Source organism: Krasilnikovia sp. M28-CT-15, assembly GCF_047159595.1.
In the GTDB taxonomy this organism is placed as follows: Bacteria; Actinomycetota; Actinomycetes; order Mycobacteriales; family Micromonosporaceae; genus Actinoplanes.
The window spans coordinates 5,206,954-5,226,429 of record NZ_BAAGAK010000001.1 but is presented as its reverse complement, the minus strand read 5'-3'; the positions used below and the strand labels follow the sequence as shown (position 1 = coordinate 5,226,429).

The following is a 19,476-nucleotide window of genomic DNA, read 5'->3' as shown; positions in this document are numbered from 1 at the left end:
ACGAAACGCGACCGGGAGCCGGCACCACGGCTCCCGGTCGCGCGTGTCTGCGTCGATATGCCCCTGGCCCACCTCGACCGTCCCTTCGATTACCTCGTCGCGGCGGACGACGACGAGGCCGCCCAGCCCGGGGTCCGGGTCCGGGTCCGGTTCGCCGGCCGGCTCGTCGGCGGCTTCCTGCTCGAACGCGTCGAGTCCTCGGAGCACACCAAGCTCGCGTACCTCGACCGGGTCGTCTCCCCGGAGCGGGTCCTCGACCCGGAGGTGGCCCGGCTGGCCCGCGCGGTCGCCGACCGCTACGCGGGCAATCTGGGCGACGTGCTGCGCCTGGCCGTCCCACCCCGCCACGCCCGCGTCGAGTCCCAGCCCACGGCACCCTCACCCGGGTCCGCTTCCCAGCAGGCCGGCTCCAACTCCGAGGCGCCCGTTTCCGAGTCGCCCGTTTCCGGGTCGCCTGGTTCGGGGCTGCCTGATTTGGAGTCGCCTGGTTCGGGGTCACCTGTTTCCGGGTCACCCGTTTCCGGGTCGCGTGGCTTCGGGGCGCCTGGTTTCGAGATGGGTCGATCGGGGGTTGGTGGTTCCGCGGGGGTGGGGTCCGTCCTGGGTGCTTCGTCTCTTGGAAGCGGCAGGCCCCTGGAGGGGCCACCAGGCTCCAAGAGCTACCCGTCGCCGTTGGGGAGCGATGGTGAACTTGACCCGGCAGGCGCGGATCTTGGTCAGGTTCCGCCCCCTTGGGGGCGGAACCTGACCAAGATCCGCGGGGCGCACGACGGGGCGCACGACGGGGTGCGCCCCATCGCGCACGACGGGGCGTCGATTCGGGGCGGGGTGGGGGAAGGCGGCGGGGCGCCGGGGCCTGATGAGGAGGCGGGCGGTGATCGTGGCTGGGGGGCGTATTCAGCCGGACCCGCATTCTTGCGGGCTCTCGCCGACGGTCGGGCCGCCCGCGCGGTCTGGGCGGCGCTGCCGGGCGAGGACTGGGCGGCCCGGATCGCCGAGGCTGTCGCCGCCACGGTGCGCGCCGGGCGGGGGGCGGTCGTGGTGGTGCCCGACGCCCGTGACCTGGATCGGCTCGATCTCGCACTCACCGCTGCCCTCGGTCCCGGGCAGCATGTCGCGCTCAACGCCGCTCTCGGCCCGGCGGAACGCTACCGCCGGTTTCTGACCGCGAGCCGGCATCGGGTGCCGGTCGTGGCGGGCACCCGGGCGGCCATGTTCGCCCCGGTCGCCGCGCTCGGCCTCGTGGTGATCTGGGACGACGGCGACGACCTGCACGCCGAGCCCCGCGCGCCGTACCCGCACGCCCGCGAGGTGCTGCTCACCCGCGCCCAGCTGGCCGGGTGCGCGGCGGTGGTCGGCGGGTACGCCCGTACCGGGGAGGGGCAGTTGCTGCTGGAGACCGGGTGGGCGAAGGAGATCAGCGCGGACCGGGAGACGCTGCGCGCGCGCAGCCCCGCGATCTCGCCGACCGGGGACGATCCCGAGCTCGCCCGTGACCCCGGCGCGGCCACGGCCCGGCTGCCCAGCCTGGCGTGGCAGGCGGCCCGGCAGGCGCTGCAGGCCGGGGCGCCCGTGCTGGTGCAGGTGCCCCGCCGGGGTTATCTGCCCGCGATCGCGTGTGCGGACTGCCGCACCCCGGCCCGCTGCCCGCACTGCGCCGGGCCGCTGGGGCTGGCGGGGGCCCGGGCGATGCCCACCTGCCACTGGTGCGGCCGGGTGGCCGCCGCGTACACCTGTCCCACCTGCGGTGCCCGGCGCCTGCGCGCCTCGGTGACCGGGGCCCGGCGGACCGCGGAGGAGCTGGGCCGCGCGTTCCCGGGGGTGCCGGTGCGCACCTCCGGCCGCGACGAGGTCCTGGACGTCGTGCCCGGGGAGCCGGCCGTGGTGGTGTCCACTCCGGGCGCCGAGCCGCGTGCCGAGGGCGGGTACGGCGCGGTGCTGCTGCTCGACACGTGGGCGCTGTTGACCCGCTCGGAGTTGCGCGCCGCCGAGGAGACGATGCGCCGGTGGCTGAGCGCCGCCGCGCTGGCCCGCCCTGGCCGCGCCGGGGGCCGGGTGATCGTGGTGGCCGACGGGTCGCTGGCGCCCGTGCAGGCGCTGCTGCGCTGGGATCCGGGCTGGTTCGCCGCGCGCGAGCTGGCCGAGCGCCGAGAGCTCGGCTTTCCCCCGGCGGCCCGGATGGCCAGCGTGACCGGCCGCCCCGAGGCGGTGGCTGAGCTGCTCGACGCGGCCCGGCTGCCCGACGGCGCGGAACTGCTCGGTCCAGTCCCGGCGGGCCCCGGCCGCGGTCCCCGCGCCGCGCCGCGCCCCGGTCGAGCCGGACCGGACGCGCCTGCCCGGGGACGCGCCGCAGGCGACGCGGAGGCGCCGGACGCCGGAGACGACCAGGAGCGGATGCTGGTGCGGGTAGCCCGCAGCGCACTGCCCGAGTTGGCCCGGGCGCTGCACGAGGCGGCCGCGGTCCGCGGTGCCCGCAAGGCGACCCTGCCGGTGCGCATCCAGATCGACCCGGCGGACCTGTTCTGACTATCCGCAGGCGAGCGTGCGCCCGCGCGCTGCGCCGGTCGGCCACGGCGTTGTCCGCAGGCGAGCCTGCCCGCGGGCTGCCGGTCGGCCACGGCGTTGTCCGCAGGCGAGCCTGCCCGCGGGCTGCCGGTCGGCCACGGTGGTGTCCGTAGGCGAGCGTGCCCGCGCGCTGCCGGTCGGCCACGGTAGTGCCCCCAACGCCTCGGCGAGCGCATCGACCGGCTCGGCCGGGCCCCGGTTCGACGAGCTCGTGACGGGCGAGCGGGCAGCAGACCTCGTCGCGGTGAACGACGCCGGTGACGGCGTCACCTCGCACGCCCGCACCTGCCGGTGGGGCCCTGCTCTCACCAGATTCATCAGAGGCCGACCCCGGCCGTCCTGGGAGGTCCGCCTCTCAAGATCATCTCGTTGTCAAGATCCGTCACAATGGAACGATGGACGCCGCCACCGCCATCGGGACGTTGCTGTCGCCGGGCACCAACAAGGAGCCGTACGCCGCCTATGCCGCCCTGCGCGCCCAGGGACCGGTCGTGCCCGGCCAGGGCGCGTGCTTCGTCACGGGGTACGCAGCCGTCGACCGGATCCTGCGCGACCCGGACATCTTGGCGTACGACGCGGCGATGCTCGACACACAGTGGCCGGACTGGCGCGCCAACCGTGCCCTCCTCCTGTTCGTCGACTCGATGCTGAAGCAGAACCCGCCCAACCACACCCGCATGCGGCGACTCGCCGCCGGAGTCTTCACCGCCCGCCGGGTCAACGCCCTGCGCGAGGTCATCGTGGCGCAGGTCGACGAGGCCCTGGACGAGCTGGCCGCGAACGCGGTCGACGGCGAGGTCGACGTGATCACCCACCTGGCGTACCCGTTGCCGATCGGGGTGATCACCGCCCTGCTCGGGGTGCCCGCCACCGACCGCGGCATGTTCCGCCGCCTCGCCGAGGCGCTGACCGCGGTCCTGGAGGTGCGCTACAGCCGTGAGCAGGGCCGAGCGGCGCACAAGGCCGCGTACGAGCTGGAGGCGTACTTCGAACAGCTGCTGGCGCTGCGCCGCCGGGAACCCGCCGATGATCTCGTCACGGTGCTGGCCGCCGCCCATGACGCGGATGGGGACCGGCTCACCGGCGCGGAACTCATGGGCAACCTGGCACTGCTGCTCGTGGCGGGCTTCGAGACCACCACGAACCTGCTCGGCAACGGCGTGATGTTGCTGCTGGAGCATCCCGAGTACGCGCGGCGGCTGGCCGCCGATCCGGCGCTGGCACCCGCGTACGTGGAGGAGATCCTGCGGATCGACTCGCCGGTGCAGGCCACCAACCGCTTCGTCGGCCGGGACAAGGAGATCGAGGGTGTCCCGGTGCCCGGCGGGACCGAGCTGATCCTGCTGCTGGGCGCCGCGAACCGGGATCCGGAGCGGTTCACCGATCCGGACCGGTTCGACCCGGACCGGCCGGGAAACGCCCCGCTGTCGTTCGGCGCGGGCGCCCACTACTGCCTCGGCGCGCCGCTGGCCCGGCTGGAGGCGCAGGTGGCACTGCCCGCGCTGCTGCGCCGCTTCCCCCGCCTGGCGCTGGCCCGCAGGCCGGAACGCCGGGACCGTTCGAACCTGCGTGGCTGGGCGACGCTGCCGGTACGGCTGGACTCCGTAGACTAGGCCTCTCGTCCGTACCCTGAGGGAGTTGCACCGCGTGACCGTCCAGCCCATCCGTCTGTTCGGCGACCCGGTGCTGCGCACCCCGGCCGAGCCTGTCGTGGATTTCGACGCCGAGCTGCGCAGGCTCGTCGCCGACCTGATCGAGACCATGCGGGACGAGGGCGGGGCCGGACTGGCCGCCCCGCAACTCGGGGTCGGCCTGCGGGTGTTCGCGTTCGACGTGGACGACGTGGTGGGCCACATCATCAACCCGGTGCTCGACTTCCCGGACGACGAGGAGCAGGACGGCCCGGAGGGCTGCCTGTCCATCCCCGGCGTCTACCTGGACACCAAGCGCCGCCAGAACGTGGTGGCCCGCGGCTTCACCGAGCACGGCGACCCGATCCAGCTGGTCGGCACGGGTCTGATGGCCCGCTGCGTGCAGCACGAGACGGACCATCTCGACGGTGTGCTGTTCATCGACCGGCTCGACCCGGCCGGCCGCAAGGAGGCCATGAAGCAGATCCGGGCCGCCGAGTGGTACGACGACGGCGCCCCGCCGACGGTCAAGCAGAGCCCGCACGGGCGGGGCCTGTTCGGCCTGGGTCTGGGGCGGTGAGTATGCGACTGGTCTTCGCCGGTACCCCGGCCGTAGCCGTGCCCTCGCTGGACGCGATCGCCGCGTCCGGCCACGAGCTGCTGGCGGTCGTCACCCGCCCGGACGCCCCCGCGGGGCGAGGACGCAAGCTGGTCCGCTCGCCCGCCGGGGCGTGGGCCGACGAGCGCGGCATCGAGGTGCTCACCCCGCAGCGCCCCCGCGAGCCCGAGTTCCTGGACCGGTTGCGCGCGCTCGCCCCGGACTGCGTGCCCGTCGTGGCGTACGGCGCCCTGGTGCCCCCGGCCGCCCTGGAGATCCCCAAGCGCGGCTGGGTGAACCTGCACTTCTCACTGCTACCCGCGTGGCGCGGAGCGGCGCCGGTGCAGCACGCCGTCCTGCACGGCGACGAGGTGACCGGCGCCAGCGTGTTCGAGCTGGAGGAGGGGCTGGACACCGGCCCGGTGTACGGCACCCTCACCGACGAGATCCGTCCCGCCGACACCTCCGGGGACCTGCTGGAACGTCTCGCGGTGTCGGGCGCCGAACTGCTCGTGGCTGTCCTGGGCGCGATGGACGCGGGCACCGCCCGGGCCCACCCGCAGCCGGTCGACGGCGTCTCGCTGGCTCCCAAGCTGACCGTGGAGGACGCCCAGGTGCGCTGGGACGATCCGGCGTTCGCGGTGGACCGGCGCATCCGCGCCTGCACCCCCGCGCCGGGGGCCTGGACGACCCTGCGGGGGGACCGCCTCAAGCTCGGTCCGGTCCACCCGGTCGCCAACGCGCCGGCGCTGGCGCCCGGCGAGTTGCGGGTCGAGCGGACCCAGGTGCTGGCGGGCACCGCCACCACGCCGGTCGCCCTGGGCGAGGTCCGGGCGGCGGGCAAGCGGGCCATGGCGGCGGTGGACTGGGCGCGCGGGCTGCGCCTCACAGCTGGGGAGAGCTTCGCGTGACGGATCACCGCGCCGACCGCCCGCACGGCTCCGGCCGCCCCCGCCGTTCCGGCGGCCCCGGCCAGGGCCGGGGACAGGACCGCGACGCCCGCAGCGGGCGGGCCCCGCGCGGCGGGCGGCCCCCGTCCGACCCGGCCAGGCAGGCCGCGTACGAGGCGGTCGCAGCGGTGCACCGCGACGACGCGTACGCGAACCTGGTGCTCGCGGACATCCTGCGCGACATGGGACTGCACGGGCGGGACGCGGCGTTCGCCACCGAGCTGACGTACGGCACCCTGCGCGCGGTCGGCACCCTGGATCTGATCATCGCGGCGGCCGCGGGGCGGGACGTGGCCCGCATCGACCCGCCCGCCCGGGACGCGCTGCGGCTGGGGGCGTACCAGCTGCTGCACACGCGGGTGCCCGCGCACGCCGCGGTCAACCAGACGGTCGACCTGGTCCGCTCGGTGGCGCCGGGCGCGGCCGGGTTCGCCAACGCGGTGCTGCGCGAGATCGCCGCCAAGGACGTCGACGCGTGGCTGGAACAGGTGGCCCCGGCGTACGACGACGACCCGATCGCGCATCTTTCGGTGGTGCACCATCACCCGCAGTGGATCGTGCGGGCGTTCGCGGAGGCCCTGGGCAACGACCTGGCCGACACCGCCCGGCTGCTCATCGAGGACAACCAGCCCGCCGCGGTGCACCTGTGCGCCCGCCCGGGCCGCATCGACCCCGTCGATCTCGCGGACCAGGCCGATGGCGTGCCCGCCGCGTTCTCCCCGTACGCGGTGTATCTCAACGGCGGCGCGCCGGGGGACCTGGCCGCGATCCGGCAGGGCCGCGCGCACGTGCAGGACGAGGGTTCCCAGTTGGTCGCCGCCGCGCTGCTGGCCGCCCCGGTGGAGGGTTCGGACACCCGCTGGCTGGACCTGTGCGCGGGCCCGGGCGGCAAGACCGGGCTGATCGGGTCGATCGCGGCGTTGCGCGGCGCCGAGGTCACCGCGGTCGAGGTGGCCGAGCACCGGGCGCGCCTGGTGGACCAGGCCACCGTCGGCCTGCCGGTGACCGTGCTGCCCACCGACGGCCGTATGGTCGGGCGCGACCCGGACCTGCCCGAGGAGGGCTTCGACCGGGTGCTGGTGGACGCCCCGTGCACCGGGCTGGGTTCGCTGCGCCGCCGCCCCGAGGCGCGCTGGCGGCGCCAGCCCTCCGACCTGCCGCCGCTGACCCGCCTGCAGCGTGAGCTGCTCGTGGCGGCGCTGCGCGCGGTCCGGCCCGGCGGGGTGGTGGCGTACGTGACGTGCTCGCCGCACATGGTGGAGACCCAGGTGACCGTCACCGAGGGGGCGCGCCGCTCCGGCGTCGAGGTCGACTTCGTGGACGCCCGCCCGCTGCTGCCGCCGGGCATGCCCGGCCTGGGCGACGGCCCGACGGTACAGCTGTGGCCGCACCGGCACGGCACGGACGCGATGTTCCTGGCGGTCCTGCGCCGCACGGCCTGACCGCTCTGCTAGGGGGCGTACGCCTCGAGCGAGTTGCCGCGGGTCATGTACAGCCGGCCCCCGGCCACGACCACGTAGCGCTCGTCGAGCTGGTGGAACTGGGTGCCGGACGACGCGACCGCACCGGTCACGGCGTTGAGCACGCCGAGCGGCTCCCCGGCGTCCACGCTCGTGAACACCAGCCCGCCGGCGGCAACCGGCTGGCCCGCGTCCCCTTCGAAGCCGGCCTCCCACAGCCGGCGCCCGTTGCGGGCGTCCAGCGCGTCGACGCCGTTGGAGAACGAACGGTAGACGCGCCGGTTGTCCGCGCCGACCCTGGCGTCCAGGGCGGGGACGTGCCACACCACGGACCCGTTCGACGACCGTACGCAGATCAGGCTTGAGCGATCGGTCACATAGAAGCGGTTCCCGGTGGGCGTGGCCGCCTCGACCCGGGTTCCGATCCGTCTGCTCCACAGCCGCCTGCCGGTGGTGACGGAGACGGCTGCGATGCCGTCTGAGGACGCGCGGTGCACGAGTAGCCGACCGTTGGCGGAGACACCTGACAGGTAGCCGCGCAGGACCCACCGCTGCCGGCCGTCGCTGACGCGCAAGGCCCTGACCCGCGCCGGGAAGGCGTCCGACACGCCGTCGGCCACCACGACGCCCTTGTCCACGAGCAGTGACGCGACCGGGCCGCCGTCGTCGACGTGCCACCTCTCCCGGCCGGTGGCGACGTCGAGTGCCATGATCCGGCCGCCGGGATCCTCGAATGACCGGCAGCCGCTGACGCCGGCCAGCAGGAGCCCGCCCGACACCGCCAGGTGGGGGGTGCGGACGTCATCGGGACTGGCCCACGTGTGGTGCCACAGCGGCTGGCCGGTAGCGGCACGGTAGGCGCCGATGCCGGTTTCGTCGGCGACGAACAGCCGACCGGCCGCCACCAGCGGTGGTGTGGCCTCGGAGCAGGTGGGCCCGGGGGCCGCCGGCAGCCCGGTCGACCACCGGAATGCGACATCGTCGATGCTGCGGGGGTTGATGATCGACTCACGCGGGTTGAAGTAGGTGTCACCCGGGCCGTATCCCGGGTGGGTCCAGCCGACGGTGACGACCGCGGCGGCCGCGGGCTCGGTGGCGGTGCTGACGGCGGCGGTACTGGCGGCGGCGGTGAGCGCACACGTGGCCAGCAGGGTCGACGACCACGAGAACAGGGCTCGAAAGGCGCGCACAGGGTTCTCCAGCACTCAGGATGTCGCGCCAGTAACCTACGTCACGCCGGAGGCAGCGGGGCCGGTTTCCGGGCAAGGGGGGCCCATTCGGGTCGGGGCTCCCGACGCATGTCAGGTGCTCAGTGCACCGGCAGCACGGTGGGGCCCGCGTCCCGTATCGACCGGGTCAGCTTGCGGTCGCGGAACCACAGGAAGCAGCGCACCCGCCGCTCGCCGAGCTGCCACTCCGTGCGGCTCGGCTGGTACGAGATCCAGCCACTGCGGTACTGCACCTCGTCGTCGTCGGGCACGCCCGCGTACCGGGCGATCTCGCTGCGGCAGCCGCGCGCGGTGCCGGTGCGGTCGTCGCTCAGCGCGGCGTACGAGACCTCCGGGGCGCTCCACAGGCCGACGAACTCGGCCCGGTGCGGTTTCGTGCAAGCCACCGGCGCCATGGCCCGGACGGTGTCGCCGTTGACCCGCGGCTCGAAGCAGCCCAGCCGCAGCGGCGACGCGCCGCGCAGCGCCCCGGCCAGGCTGCCGGTCCGGCTGCGGTCGGCCAGCCCGTCGGCGTCCGCCTCGGTGACGTCGCAGCGGTACCAGCGGGCCCCGCCGCGCCACCCGGCCCGCGACGGCCAGAACACCCGGACGCCGATCTGCGCCTCGCGCCACGGTCCGCCCAGGAATGCGTCGGCCTGCCGTGCGCACTGCTCGTACGCCTCCCGGCTCGGCGCCGACCCCGGGGTGGGCGGCACGGGCGCGTCGGGCGCGGTGCGGACCGCGAAGGTCTCCGTCAGATGCAGCTCGGTGCACGGCACCGGCCGGTACGTCTCCAGCGACCCGTCCGCGGGCAGGTTCTCGTGGCAGACCCCCGACGCCGGGCGGAACGGGACGGCCGGGCCGATCATCGCCCAGCCGCCGGTCAGGTCGCCGTCCGTACCGGTGCCGGCGGTGCATCCGGCCACGGCTACCAGGGCCACCGTCGCTGCCGCGGCGACCGTGAACCACCGTCGCACCGGTCCCTCCCCACCTCGACGATCACGGATGCGTTTTCGAGTATCGCGGGCAGGCGCCACTGACGGCAGTTCCGGGTCCGTCGCCGGGTCATACACTTCAGCCGTGGAGTCTTCGCCGATCATCGCGCCCAGCATCCTCGCCGCCGATTTCGCCCGCCTCGCCGAGGAGGTGCACACGATCGAGGACGCCGCCGACTGGGTGCACGTCGACGTCATGGACAACCATTTCGTGCCGAATCTGTCGATCGGCCTGCCGGTGGTGCAGAGCCTGCGCAAGGCGACCAGCATCCCGTTCGACGTGCACCTCATGATCACCGATCCGGAGCGGTGGGCCCCGGGCTACGCGGAGGCGGGCGCGTACAACGTGACGTTCCACGCGGAGGCGTGCGAGGACCCGGTGGCGCTGGCCAAGACGCTGCGGGCGGCGGGCACCAAGGCCGGTCTGGCGATCGACCGGGACACCCCGATCGAGCCGTACCTGGAACTTCTGCCCTATGTGGACACCCTGCTGGTGATGACGATCAAGGCCGGGTTCGGCGGCCAGAAGTTCATGCCCGAGCTGCTGGACAAGGTCCGTGCGGTGCGCCGCCGGATCAGCACGATGGGGCTGGAGATCCGGCTCGAGGTGGACGGCGGGATCGCGGCCGACACGATCGAGCAGGCCGCCGAGGCGGGGGCGGACGCGTTCGTGGCGGGCACCGCGGTGTACGCCGCCGACGACCCGGCCGAGGCCGTCCGCAAGCTGCGGGCGCTGGCGCAGCGCGCGATGGTGACCCCGTGACCGGGCCCGGATGCCGAGCGGGTGCCCGGTGACCACCCCACCGGTACGCCACGCGGCGGACGAGCCCGGCCTGGAGCCCGACGAGCGACCGGACCTCATCCTCGTGGTCGACGACGACGATGACATCGCCGGATTTGTGGGGTTCAACCTGCAGCTGCACGGCTTCGAGGTGGTGCGCGCCCGGGACGGCCGGGAGGCCCTGGAGGTGGTCGAGAGCCGCCGCCCCGATCTGGCCGTGGTCGACTGGATGATGCCGAACATGGACGGCGTGGAGCTGACCCGGCGGCTGCGCGCCGAACCGCTCACCTCCGCCCTGCCGGTGATCATGCTGACGGCGCGCGGGATGACCGTGGACAAGGTCGTCGGGCTCACCGCGGGGGTGGACGACTATCTGATCAAGCCGTTCGACACGGCCGAGCTGATCGCCCGGGTCTCCTCCACCCTGCGGCGCACCAAGGAGTTCCGGGAGGTTTCGCCGCTGACCGGGCTGCCCGGTAACGCCCGGGTGCGCCGGGAGATCACCGACCGGATCCGCTCCGGCGTCGACTACGCGGTCGGCTACATCGACATCGACCGGTTCAAGAGCGTCAACGACGTGTACGGCTTCGACCGCGGCGACGAGTTCATCACCGCGCTGGCCCGCAGCCTGCACCGGGCGGTCGCCGCCTCCGATCCGCCGTCGATCTTCCTGGGTCACATCGGCGGCGACGACTTCATCTTCATCTGCACCCCCGACCAGGTGCTTCCGCTGACCAAGCGCGCGGTCACCGACTTCGAGGCTGCCGCGGACCGGCTGTACGACCCGGAGGACGCCCGTCGCGGCTACATCGAGGTGCCGGACCGGCGCGGAAACAAGCAGCGCGCCGCGCTGATCACGCTGTCGATCGGGGTCGCGCAGACCACCGCGGAGGGCCGCCGCTACCCCGATCCGCGGATGGTGGTGGCGGTCGCCTCGGAGATGAAGAAGGTGGCGAAGAGCCAGCCCGGCTCGTATGTCGCGATCGATCGGCGCCGCGCCGATTCGGACGACGAGGACGAACGGGGACTGTGACCTGGGTCGCTAGCTTGGTTGCAATGTGCGCCCGGCGTGCAAGACTCATGGGTGACCCACCACGCGCTGGCGGGACTCGGTGAAATTCCGAACCGGCGGTGATCTTCAGGCCTTTCGCCTGAGGTAAGCCCGCGACCCGGTCGTCGGACACGACGCCCGGTGGACCTGGTGAGAATCCAGGGCCGACGGTTGATCGACCGGCAGACGATGCCGGCCGGTCAGACAGTCCGGATGGGAGACAGCGCGCGGAGCAGGACGAGGGTGCGCTGAGGCGTACCCTGGCCGGGCGGCGTCGAGTCGTCCCGTCATGTCCGGTTCCCGGCGTTCTTTCCCCTTTCCAGCGCGTGATCACGCCGTGCGGAAGGGACGCAGATGGTGACCGAGGACGAGGCCATGGGCCGCGCGATCGCGCTCGCCGCCCGCGGCCTCGGCACGACCAGCCCCAACCCGGTCGTCGGCTGCCTGCTGCTCAGCGCGGACGGCGAGGTCGTGGGCGAGGGCTTCCACGCGTACGCGGGTGGCCCGCATGCCGAGATCGTGGCGCTGGCCCAGGCGGGCGAGCGGGCCCGCGGCGGCACCGCGGTGGTCACCCTGGAACCCTGCAACCACACCGGGCGTACGGGGCCGTGCGTCAAAGCGCTGGTCGCGGCGGGCATCCGCCGCGTGGTCATCGCCGTGGACGACCCGAACCCGGCCGCCGCCGGGGGAGCCGCCGCCCTGCGCGCCGCCGGGGTCGAGGTGGTGACCGGATTCCATCGGCCGGAGGCCGAGGAGGGCAACGTGGCGTGGCTGACCGCGGTGCGCCGCGGCCGCCCGTACGTGACCTGGAAGTTCGCCGCCACCCTGGACGGACGCTCGGCGGCCGCGGACGGCACCAGCCAGTGGATCACCTCGGCGCCCGCCCGCACGGACGTGCACACCCTGCGCAGCACGGTCGACGCGATCGTGGTCGGGGTGGGCACGGTGCTGGCCGACGACCCGCAGCTGACCGTGCGCGACCTGCGTGACGGCAGCCTGGCGATCACCCAGCCGCTGCGGGTGGTCGTCGACTCGGCGGGCCGCACCCCGCCCACCGCCCGGGTCCGCGACGCGTCCGCGCCCACCTGGATCGCCACGGCGGCCGAGCTCGGCACCGGCCCGGACGGCCGCGCCGACCTGTCCGCCCTGCTCACCACGCTGTACGCGCGGGGCGTGCGGGCCGTACTGCTGGAGGGCGGCCCGACGCTGGCGGGCGCGTTCCTCGCCGCCGGGCTGGTCGACCGGGTGATCGGCTACGTCGCGCCGAAGCTGCTCGGCGCCGGACTGTCCGCGCTGGTCGACGCGGGCGTCGCCACGATCGGCGAGGCGATCGACCTGGAACTCACCGACATCACGCAGGTCGGCACCGACCTGCGGTTCACCGCAACGTTGCGCCAGAAGGAGGCCTGATGTTCACCGGCATCGTCGAGGAACTGGGGGAAGTCGTGGCGCTGGCCGGCGCCGACGGCGACTCGGCAGTGATCACCGTGCGCGGACCGCTCGTGACCGCCGACGTGCGCCACGGCGACTCCATCGCGGTCAACGGCGTCTGTCTCACGGTCACGGAATCGGCCGGCGGCGCGTTCACGGCCGACGTGATGGCCGAGTCGCTGCGCCGTTCCTCGCTGGCCGCGCTGCGCGTGGGCAGCCCGGTGAACCTGGAACGGGCCGCCACCCTGGGCTCACGGCTCGGCGGCCACCTGGTGCAGGGCCACGTCGACGGGGTGGCGCGACTGCTGTCGCGCGAGCCGGGCGAGGCGTGGGAGGTGCTGCGCTTCTCGCTGCCCGCCGAGCTGGCCCGCTATGTGGTCGAAAAGGGCTCGATCACGGTCGACGGGGTGTCGCTGACGGTCACCGAGGTCACCGACGACACGTTCAGCGTCAGTCTCATCCCGACCACGCTGAAACTCACCGTCCTGGGCCAGAAGGGCGTCGGCGACCCGGTGAACCTCGAGGTCGACGTCATCGCGAAGTACGTCGAGAAGATGCTGGAGGGTCGCCGTGCTGGCTGACATCGAACGCGCCGTCAAGGACATCGCCGCCGGCCGGCCCGTGGTCGTGGTCGACGACGAGAACCGCGAGAACGAGGGCGACCTGATCTTCGCGGCGGAGCACGCGACGCCCGAGCTGCTGGCGTTCATGGTCCGCTACACCTCCGGCTACATCTGCGCGGTGCTCACGGAGGAGGAGGCGGACCGGCTGGACCTGCCGCCGATGTTCCACACCAACCAGGACCGGCGCGGCACCGCGTACGCGGTGACGGTCGACGCCCGCGAGGGAGTCAGCACCGGGATCTCGGCGGCCGACCGGGCGCACACCATCCGGCTGCTGAGTTCGGGCAGCACCCAGGCCAGCGACCTGGCCCGCCCGGGTCACGTCGTGCCGCTGCGCGCCAAGCCGGGCGGGGTGCTGCGCCGCCCCGGCCACACCGAGGCCACCATCGACCTCACCGTGCTGGCCGGTCTGCGCCCCGCCGGGGTGCTGTGCGAGCTGGTCAACGACGACGGCACCATGATGCGCCTGCCCGACCTGGAGAGGTTCGCAGCCGAGCACGACCTCGCGCTGATCAGCATCGAGCAGCTCATCGAGTACCGGCGGCGCAACGAGCGGCAGGTGGAGCGGGTGGCCGAGACCCGGCTGCCCACCGAGCACGGCATGTTCACCGCGTTCGGGTACCGCGCCGAGACCGACGGCGCCGAGCACGTCGCGCTGGTCTACGGCGAACTCGGCGACGGCGCGGACGTGCTGGTCCGGGTGCACTCCGAGTGCCTGACCGGCGACGTCTTCGGTTCGGTGCGCTGCGACTGCGGTCCGCAGCTCGACGCGGCGCTGCGGCGGGTCGCCGAGGTGGGCCGCGGCGTGGTGCTCTACATGCGCGGGCACGAGGGGCGCGGGATCGGGCTTCTGCACAAGCTGCAGGCGTACCAGTTGCAGGACGCCGGTTTCGACACGGTCGACGCGAACCTGCGGCTGGGCCTGCCCGCCGACGCCCGCGACTACGGCACGGGCGCGCAGATCCTGCACGACCTGGGGGTGCGTTCGATGCGGCTGCTCACCAACAACCCGGCCAAGCGGGCCGGGCTCGAGGGGTACGGCCTGACGATCATCGGACGCGAGGCCCTGCCGGTGCGCCTGCACCCGGAGAACGTGCGCTACCTGCGTACCAAGCGTGACCGGATGGGACACCTGTTCGACGAGCTGGGCGAGGCAGGCCCGGCCGCGGGCTGAGATCGGCGAATCCGAGGTCGCGGGCGCGGCCGCGGACGACAATCGGATCACCTGACGGAGGGGGAGGGCAGAACACATGGCCGGCTTCGGGGACCCGCATCTGGATACCGTCGACGCCGCCGGGCTGCGGCTGGGCATCGTCGGTGCCCGGTGGCACGCGAGCCTGGTCGACCACATGGTCGAGCGGGCCCGGGCCGCGGCGAAGGCGTGCGGCGTGGACGACGTGGTGGTGGCCCGGGTGGCGGGCTCGGTCGAGCTGCCGGTCGTGGCGCAGGCACTGGCCAAGCGCTGCGACGCGGTGGTCGCGCTGGGGGTGGTGATCCGCGGGGAGACGGCCCACTTCGAGTACGTGTGCGACGCCGTCACCGCCGGTCTGAGCCGGGTCAGCCTCGACGAGCAGACCCCGGTGGCGCACGGCGTGCTGACCGTGGAGTCGATCGGGCAGGCCCGCGACCGCGCGGGGCTGGAGGACTCGATCGAGGACAAGGGCTGGCAGAGCACGGTCTCGGTGCTCGACGCCGCCCTCACCATCCGCGGCCTGCCCGACTGACATGTCCCGCAGACAGGGGAGCGTCCGCCGGCAGCCGCGCGGCCCGGCTGATGGGCCTCGAACCGGTCTGTTCTAGAGCCGTCCGGCCTCGATGATCCGGGACAGGAACTGCCGGGTCCGGGGCTCGGTCGGGTCGCCCAGCACCCGCTGCGGCGGCCCGGCCTCCAGGACGCGGCCGGTGTCCAGGAAGACCACCTCGTCGGCGACCTCCCGGGCGAAGCCCATCTCGTGGGTGGCCAGCACCATGGTCATCCCTTCGGCCTTCAGGTCGCGGATCATCCTGAGCACCTCGCCGACCAGTTCCGGGTCCAGCGCCGAGGTGACCTCGTCGAGCAGCAGCAGCCGGGGGCTGTTGACCAGGGCGCGCACGATCGCCACCCGCTGCTGCTGGCCGCCGGAGAGCCGGTCCGGGTAGCTGTCGGCGTGGTCCGCCAGCCCGACCCGGTCCAGCCACTCCCGTGCCTGGTTCCGCGCCTCGGCCCGCTCCCGCCGGTGCACCCGGACCGGGGCCAGGGTGATGTTGTCCAGCACGCTCATGTGCGGGAACAGGTTGTACGACTGGAACACCATGCCGATGCGGCGCCGGACCGCGTCCGGGTCCACCCGCGGATCAGTGATCTCCTCGCCGTCCAGGTGGATCGTGCCGTCGTCGATCTCGGTGAGCAGGGCGGCGCAGCGCAACAACGTCGACTTGCCGGAGCCGGAGGCGCCGATCAGCGCCACCACGCGGTGCTCGGCCACGTCGAGGCTGAGATCGTCGAGGACCACGCGGGTCCCGAAGACCTTGCGGACCCCCGCGCAGGACAGCACCGGCATCAGGCACCCCCGGACTGGCGGCGGGCCGCCCGCAGCGTCACCCAGTCGGTCACCACGATCAGCGGCAGCGCCAGCAGCACGAACAGCACCCCGGCGACGACGTACGGCGTGTAGTTGAAGTGCTCCGCCGTGGCGATCTGGGCCGCCCGTACCGCGTCGATCGGCCCGGCGAGGGACACCAGCCCGACGTCCTTCTGCAGTGCCACGGTGTCGTTGAGCAGCGGCGGCGCCACCCGCCGCACCGCCTGGGGCAGCACGACGAAGCGCATCGTCTGCCGGTACGTCAGCCCCAGTGACCGGGCCGCGGCCAGCTGGCTCGGATGCACCGACTCGATGCCCGCCCGGAACACCTCCGCCAGATACGCCCCGTACGTGACGACCAGGGCCGCCCCGCCGAGCACCAGCACGCTCGGAGTGCCCTGCAGCCGCAGCCCGGGCACCCCGAAGGTGAGCAGGTACAGCACGATGATCAGCGGCAGGCCGCGGAACGCGTACGTGTAGCCGGTGGCCACCGCGCGGACCGGAAAGAACACCGGTCCGCGCAGCGTGCGCAGCACCGCGACGAGCAGCCCCAGCGCCAGCGAGGCGACCGCGCAGAACGCCAGCAGCCGGACGTTGAGCCACAGCCCCGCGAGGATGGCGGGCAGCGCCTCGCGGGCCACCTGCGGGTCGAAGAAGGACTGCTTGACCCGTTCCCAGCCCGGCGCTCCGGTCACCGCGACCGTGAGCAGGGTGCCCACGACCGCGGTGGAGGCGGCGGCCAGCAGCACGGAGCGGACCGTCTGGCGCCGCCGGTAGGCGATCCGTCCGCGCTGGATCTCGCTCGGCTCGTATCCGACCGCGCTCACCCCGCGCGGCCCTCGCTGCGTTCGGTCATGGGGTCAGTTCGGGGGCCCCGCCCGTGCCTGCCAGCCAGGTCTTCTCCAGTACCGCGAGGGTGCCGTCCTGGCGGAGCTGGTCGACCGCCGTGCTGACGCATCCGGTGAGCGGGGAGCCCTTGTCGAGCACGATGCCGAACTGCTCCGGCACCCCGACCTGGGGCAGCTGCCCGACGATGACGCCGTCCTCCAGTTCCGCGGAAGTCATGTAGAACGCGGTCGGCAGGTCCACCACGAGTGCGTCGATCTGGCCGTTCTGCAGCGCCTTCTTGGCGTCGTCGTTGCTGTTGTAGACCTGCGGCTGGACCGTGGGCTTGATCACTTCGGTGATGGCCTGGTAGCTGGTCGTTCCGACCTGCGCGCCGAGCTTGGCGCCGCGCAGCTCCGCGATGGACTCCGCCCCGGCGGTCTTCGAGGACTTCAGCGCGATGACGGTCTGGCGGACCAGGTAGTACGGCGTGGAGAAGTCCACGGCCTGGCGGCGCTGGTCGGTGATGGAGAACTGGTTGATGTCGAGGTCGAAGGTCTTCGGCCCGGGCGCGATCGCGTTGTTGAACGTCACCCGGGTCCAGGTGACGTTCTCCTTCGGATAGCCGAGCCGCTCGGCGACCTGGTACGCCACCGCCGACTCGAAGCCCTTGCCGTTGTCCGGCTTGTTGTCGCTGAACCACGGCGCGTACGCGGGGTCGTCGGTGGCGATGGTGAGCTTGCCCGCGGTACGGGTGGCCAGCCCACCGGGCGGGCACGGGTTGCCGGAGGCCGACGCGGAGCCGCTCTGGGAGGGGTTGTCGTCGGCGGGTGCGCATCCCGCGAGGGCGGCCAGGAGCAGAACCGCACCCCCTAGCGCGGTGCGCGAGTGTCGGCTAGCCATGCAGCGCAGCCTAGGCCACGTCCCAACTACTGGGGCCGTCCGACGCCATCCCGTGATGAGCTGCCACAATCGGCTTCCGTGAAGACGTTCGAAGAGCTGTTCGCCGAGCTGAAGGCGAAGGCGGAGCAGCGGGACCCGGGTTCGTCCACGGTCGTGGCGCTGGAGCGCGGCGTGCACTTCATCGGCAAGAAGGTCGTCGAGGAGGCGGCCGAGTCCTGGATGGCCGCCGAGCATGAGGGCCCGCAGCGGGCCGCGGAGGAGATCTCCCAGCTGCTCTACCAGGCCCAGGTGCTGATGATCGCGACCGGTCTGGAGCTTGAGGACGTCTACCGACATCTGTGACGTGCCGCCTCGAGGAGTACCCCATCCCGATCGAAGGAGCACGTCATGCTGCGCATCGCCATCCCGAACAAGGGCACGTTGAGCGCTCCCGCGTCGCAGATGCTGCGCGACGCCGGCTACCGCCAGCGGACCGACCCGAAGGATCTCATCTGCCGGGACGAGACCAACAACGTCGAGTTCTTCTACCTGCGACCCCGCGACATCGCCACCTACGTCGGCTCCGGTGACCTGGACCTCGGCATCACCGGCCGGGACCTGCTGGTCGATTCCGGGGGGCCGGCCGCCGAGCTGCTCGATCTGGGCTTCGGCGGGGCCACCTTCCGGTGGGCCGCCCCGGCGGGCACCCTGACGTCGGCCGAACAGATCGCCGGGCGCCGCATCGCCACCGCGTACCCCGGGGTGGTGGAGCAGCACCTGACCGAGCACAACCTGAAGGCGGACGTGGTGCGCCTCGACGGGGCCGTGGAGAACGCGGTCCGGCTCGGCGTGGCGGACGTCATCGCGGACGTCGTGGAGACCGGGGCCACCCTGCGCCAGGCCGGGCTGGTCACGATCGGGGAGCCGATCCTGCGCTCCTCGGCGATCCTGATCGGGCGGCACAGCACCGGCGCGCCCGGCGGCGTCGCCCAGCTGATGCGCCGCCTGCAGGGGGTGCTGGTGGCCCGCTCGTACGTGATGCTGGCCTACGACGTGCGCGCCGACCTGCTGGAGCAGGCGACCGGACTGACCCCGGGCATCGAGTCGCCGACCGTCTCCCCGTTGCACCGCGAGGGTTGGGTGGCGGTGCAGGCCATGGTGCTGCGCAAGGAGGTGCACCGGGTCATGGACGAGCTGTACGAGCTGGGCGCCCGGGCCATCCTGGTCACCGACATCCACAACTGCCGGCTGTGAGCTCCTCGGCGAGGGGTGGCACAGTGGTGGGCGTGACGCAGTCTTCCACCCCGGTCGTCTACCGGCCCCGGCGCGTCCGCTGGGTGGCGGGTGCCGCCGCGGCGGCCGTGGTGATCCTCTTCACCGTGCTCAGCTTCAGCCTGCACGGCGCGACCGGGGACGGCTTCGGCCACTTCGAGCGCGGCGACCAGACCGCCATGATCGGCCTGGGGGTGCTCATCGGCCTGGGCATTCTGGCGTTCACCCGGCCCCGGGTGAGCGCCGACGCGGCCGGTGTGCGCGTCCGCAACGTGGTCGGCGGGTACGAGCTGCCCTGGTCGGTGGTGCGTGCGGTCCGATTCGACCGCAATTCCCCGTGGGCGACGCTCGAGCTGCACGACGACGAGACGATCTCGGTGCACGCGCTGCAGGCGGCCGACCGGGAGTACGCGGTGGAGGGGGTCCGCACGCTGCGGACCCTGCTCCAGGCCGCGTCGGACGCGCAGACCTGAGGCTGGTAGACTTCGTCAGTCGACCACGTGGAGCCTGTTTCAGGTGCCACGCGAAAGAGGAGCCCGCTGGTTCCCACCCGAGGCACCATCACCGGTGTCCGGGTCCGGTCACCCGCCCCGGGGAGCGATCCCGGGGCCGGGGTGCGTCCCCCTGGGCGCCGATGACCGGT

The 19,476-nt window shown here is 73.3% G+C and carries 19 protein-coding genes and 1 riboswitch; of the genes, 14 read left to right on the top strand and 5 right to left on the bottom strand.

Going from position 1 to position 19,476, the window contains the following annotated elements; genetic code table 11:
- Positions 1-57: 57 nt before the first annotated feature.
- The 5 genes from ACMCNO_RS23995 (at position 58) to ACMCNO_RS23975 (ending at position 7,186) form a co-directional block, all read left to right on the top strand.
- Positions 58-2,526: a primosomal protein N' gene (locus tag ACMCNO_RS23995; protein ID WP_412753792.1), complete on the top strand. Its 2,469-nt coding sequence runs from the start codon at positions 58-60 to the stop codon at positions 2,524-2,526.
- Between the two features lie 434 nt (positions 2,527-2,960).
- Positions 2,961-4,178, top strand: a complete 1,218-nt coding sequence (locus ACMCNO_RS23990) for a cytochrome P450 (RefSeq protein WP_412751701.1) — start codon at positions 2,961-2,963, stop codon at positions 4,176-4,178.
- A gap of 34 nt (positions 4,179-4,212) precedes the next feature.
- A complete protein-coding gene (gene def / locus ACMCNO_RS23985; protein ID WP_412751700.1) occupies positions 4,213-4,776 on the top strand; it encodes a peptide deformylase in 564 nt (187 codons plus the stop codon).
- A gap of 2 nt (positions 4,777-4,778) precedes the next feature.
- Positions 4,779-5,705 carry a methionyl-tRNA formyltransferase gene (fmt, locus tag ACMCNO_RS23980; RefSeq protein WP_412753791.1) on the top strand — a complete coding sequence of 309 codons (927 nt, stop codon included), beginning with the start codon at positions 4,779-4,781 and terminating at the stop codon, positions 5,703-5,705.
- Positions 5,702-7,186 (top strand): RsmB/NOP family class I SAM-dependent RNA methyltransferase, encoded by a 1,485-nt coding sequence (locus ACMCNO_RS23975; protein WP_412751699.1) that lies wholly within the window; start codon positions 5,702-5,704, stop codon positions 7,184-7,186. The genes fmt and ACMCNO_RS23975 overlap by 4 nt, the downstream gene beginning before the upstream one ends.
- A gap of 8 nt (positions 7,187-7,194) precedes the next feature.
- Here the strand turns inward: ACMCNO_RS23975 and ACMCNO_RS23970 are convergent, their stop codons facing one another.
- Together ACMCNO_RS23970 and ACMCNO_RS23965 are read right to left on the bottom strand one after the other, a co-directional pair.
- Positions 7,195-8,394, bottom strand: a complete 1,200-nt coding sequence (locus ACMCNO_RS23970; RefSeq protein WP_412751698.1) for a PQQ-binding-like beta-propeller repeat protein — start codon at positions 8,392-8,394, stop codon at positions 7,195-7,197.
- Between the two features lie 119 nt (positions 8,395-8,513).
- Entirely contained in the window at positions 8,514-9,389 is an 876-nt protein-coding gene (locus tag ACMCNO_RS23965; RefSeq protein WP_412751697.1) for a septum formation family protein, read from the bottom strand.
- Between the two features lie 103 nt (positions 9,390-9,492).
- Here ACMCNO_RS23965 and rpe point away from each other — a divergent pair, with 103 nt between their 5' ends.
- The 6 genes from rpe (at position 9,493) to ribH (ending at position 15,017) form a co-directional block, all read left to right on the top strand.
- Entirely contained in the window at positions 9,493-10,170 is a 678-nt protein-coding gene (rpe, locus tag ACMCNO_RS23960; RefSeq protein ID WP_412751696.1) for a ribulose-phosphate 3-epimerase, read from the top strand.
- A gap of 10 nt (positions 10,171-10,180) precedes the next feature.
- Positions 10,181-11,221, top strand: a complete 1,041-nt coding sequence (locus ACMCNO_RS23955) for a response regulator (protein ID WP_412751695.1) — start codon at positions 10,181-10,183, stop codon at positions 11,219-11,221.
- Positions 11,222-11,282: 61 nt separating this feature from the next.
- Positions 11,283-11,468: riboswitch (FMN riboswitch) on the top strand.
- A gap of 125 nt (positions 11,469-11,593) precedes the next feature.
- Positions 11,594-12,649, top strand: coding sequence for a bifunctional diaminohydroxyphosphoribosylaminopyrimidine deaminase/5-amino-6-(5-phosphoribosylamino)uracil reductase RibD (gene ribD, locus ACMCNO_RS23950; protein WP_412751694.1), 1,056 nt, complete (start codon positions 11,594-11,596; stop codon positions 12,647-12,649).
- Positions 12,649-13,251, top strand: a complete 603-nt coding sequence (locus tag ACMCNO_RS23945) for a riboflavin synthase (RefSeq protein ID WP_412751693.1) — start codon at positions 12,649-12,651, stop codon at positions 13,249-13,251. Before ribD ends, ACMCNO_RS23945 begins: the two co-directional genes overlap by 1 nt.
- Complete coding sequence (locus tag ACMCNO_RS23940; protein ID WP_412751692.1) at positions 13,241-14,467, top strand: bifunctional 3,4-dihydroxy-2-butanone-4-phosphate synthase/GTP cyclohydrolase II; 1,227 nt, start codon at positions 13,241-13,243, stop codon at positions 14,465-14,467. The genes ACMCNO_RS23945 and ACMCNO_RS23940 overlap by 11 nt, the downstream gene beginning before the upstream one ends.
- A gap of 76 nt (positions 14,468-14,543) precedes the next feature.
- Positions 14,544-15,017, top strand: a complete 474-nt coding sequence (gene ribH, locus ACMCNO_RS23935) for a 6,7-dimethyl-8-ribityllumazine synthase (protein WP_412751691.1) — start codon at positions 14,544-14,546, stop codon at positions 15,015-15,017.
- Between the two features lie 72 nt (positions 15,018-15,089).
- Here the strand turns inward: ribH and ACMCNO_RS23930 are convergent, their stop codons facing one another.
- The 3 genes from ACMCNO_RS23930 to ACMCNO_RS23920 are packed head-to-tail and all read right to left on the bottom strand — an operon-like array spanning position 15,090 to position 17,582.
- Positions 15,090-15,833 carry an amino acid ABC transporter ATP-binding protein gene (locus tag ACMCNO_RS23930; RefSeq protein ID WP_412751690.1) on the bottom strand — a complete coding sequence of 248 codons (744 nt, stop codon included), beginning with the start codon at positions 15,831-15,833 and terminating at the stop codon, positions 15,090-15,092.
- Entirely contained in the window at positions 15,833-16,681 is an 849-nt protein-coding gene (locus ACMCNO_RS23925; protein ID WP_412751689.1) for an amino acid ABC transporter permease, read from the bottom strand. The genes ACMCNO_RS23930 and ACMCNO_RS23925 overlap by 1 nt, the downstream gene beginning before the upstream one ends.
- Before the next feature lie 25 nt (positions 16,682-16,706).
- Positions 16,707-17,582, bottom strand: a complete 876-nt coding sequence (locus ACMCNO_RS23920) for an ABC transporter substrate-binding protein (RefSeq protein ID WP_412751688.1) — start codon at positions 17,580-17,582, stop codon at positions 16,707-16,709.
- A gap of 60 nt (positions 17,583-17,642) precedes the next feature.
- Here ACMCNO_RS23920 and ACMCNO_RS23915 point away from each other — a divergent pair, with 60 nt between their 5' ends.
- Genes ACMCNO_RS23915 through ACMCNO_RS23905 form a run of 3 tightly spaced genes read left to right on the top strand, consistent with a single transcriptional unit; the run spans position 17,643 to position 19,306 of the window.
- The gene (locus ACMCNO_RS23915; protein ID WP_412753790.1) at positions 17,643-17,924 is read left to right on the top strand and encodes a phosphoribosyl-ATP diphosphatase; all 282 of its coding nucleotides are present in this window, start codon (positions 17,643-17,645) and stop codon (positions 17,922-17,924) included.
- A 45-nt stretch (positions 17,925-17,969) separates the two neighbouring features.
- Positions 17,970-18,815, top strand: coding sequence for an ATP phosphoribosyltransferase (gene hisG, locus ACMCNO_RS23910; RefSeq protein ID WP_412751687.1), 846 nt, complete (start codon positions 17,970-17,972; stop codon positions 18,813-18,815).
- 32 nt (positions 18,816-18,847) lie between these two features.
- Positions 18,848-19,306 (top strand): PH domain-containing protein, encoded by a 459-nt coding sequence (locus ACMCNO_RS23905; RefSeq protein ID WP_412751686.1) that lies wholly within the window; start codon positions 18,848-18,850, stop codon positions 19,304-19,306.
- Positions 19,307-19,476 lie beyond the last annotated feature (170 nt).

Bases quoted from the DNA above. Each gene is read 5' to 3' on its own strand.
- ACMCNO_RS23995 (WP_412753792.1), top strand. From the start codon at position 58: ATGCCCCTGGCCCACCTCGACCGTCCCTTCGATTACCTCGTCGCGGCG.
- ACMCNO_RS23990 (WP_412751701.1), top strand. From the start codon at position 2,961: ATGGACGCCGCCACCGCCATCGGGACGTTGCTGTCGCCGGGCACCAAC.
- fmt (WP_412753791.1), top strand. From the start codon at position 4,779: ATGCGACTGGTCTTCGCCGGTACCCCGGCCGTAGCCGTGCCCTCGCTG.
- ACMCNO_RS23955 (WP_412751695.1), top strand. From the start codon at position 10,181: ATGCCGAGCGGGTGCCCGGTGACCACCCCACCGGTACGCCACGCGGCG.
- ribD (WP_412751694.1), top strand. From the start codon at position 11,594: ATGGTGACCGAGGACGAGGCCATGGGCCGCGCGATCGCGCTCGCCGCC.
- ACMCNO_RS23945 (WP_412751693.1), top strand. From the start codon at position 12,649: ATGTTCACCGGCATCGTCGAGGAACTGGGGGAAGTCGTGGCGCTGGCC.
- ribH (WP_412751691.1), top strand. From the start codon at position 14,544: ATGGCCGGCTTCGGGGACCCGCATCTGGATACCGTCGACGCCGCCGGG.
- ACMCNO_RS23930 (WP_412751690.1), bottom strand. From the start codon at position 15,833: ATGCCGGTGCTGTCCTGCGCGGGGGTCCGCAAGGTCTTCGGGACCCGC.
- ACMCNO_RS23920 (WP_412751688.1), bottom strand. From the start codon at position 17,582: ATGGCTAGCCGACACTCGCGCACCGCGCTAGGGGGTGCGGTTCTGCTC.
- hisG (WP_412751687.1), top strand. From the start codon at position 17,970: ATGCTGCGCATCGCCATCCCGAACAAGGGCACGTTGAGCGCTCCCGCG.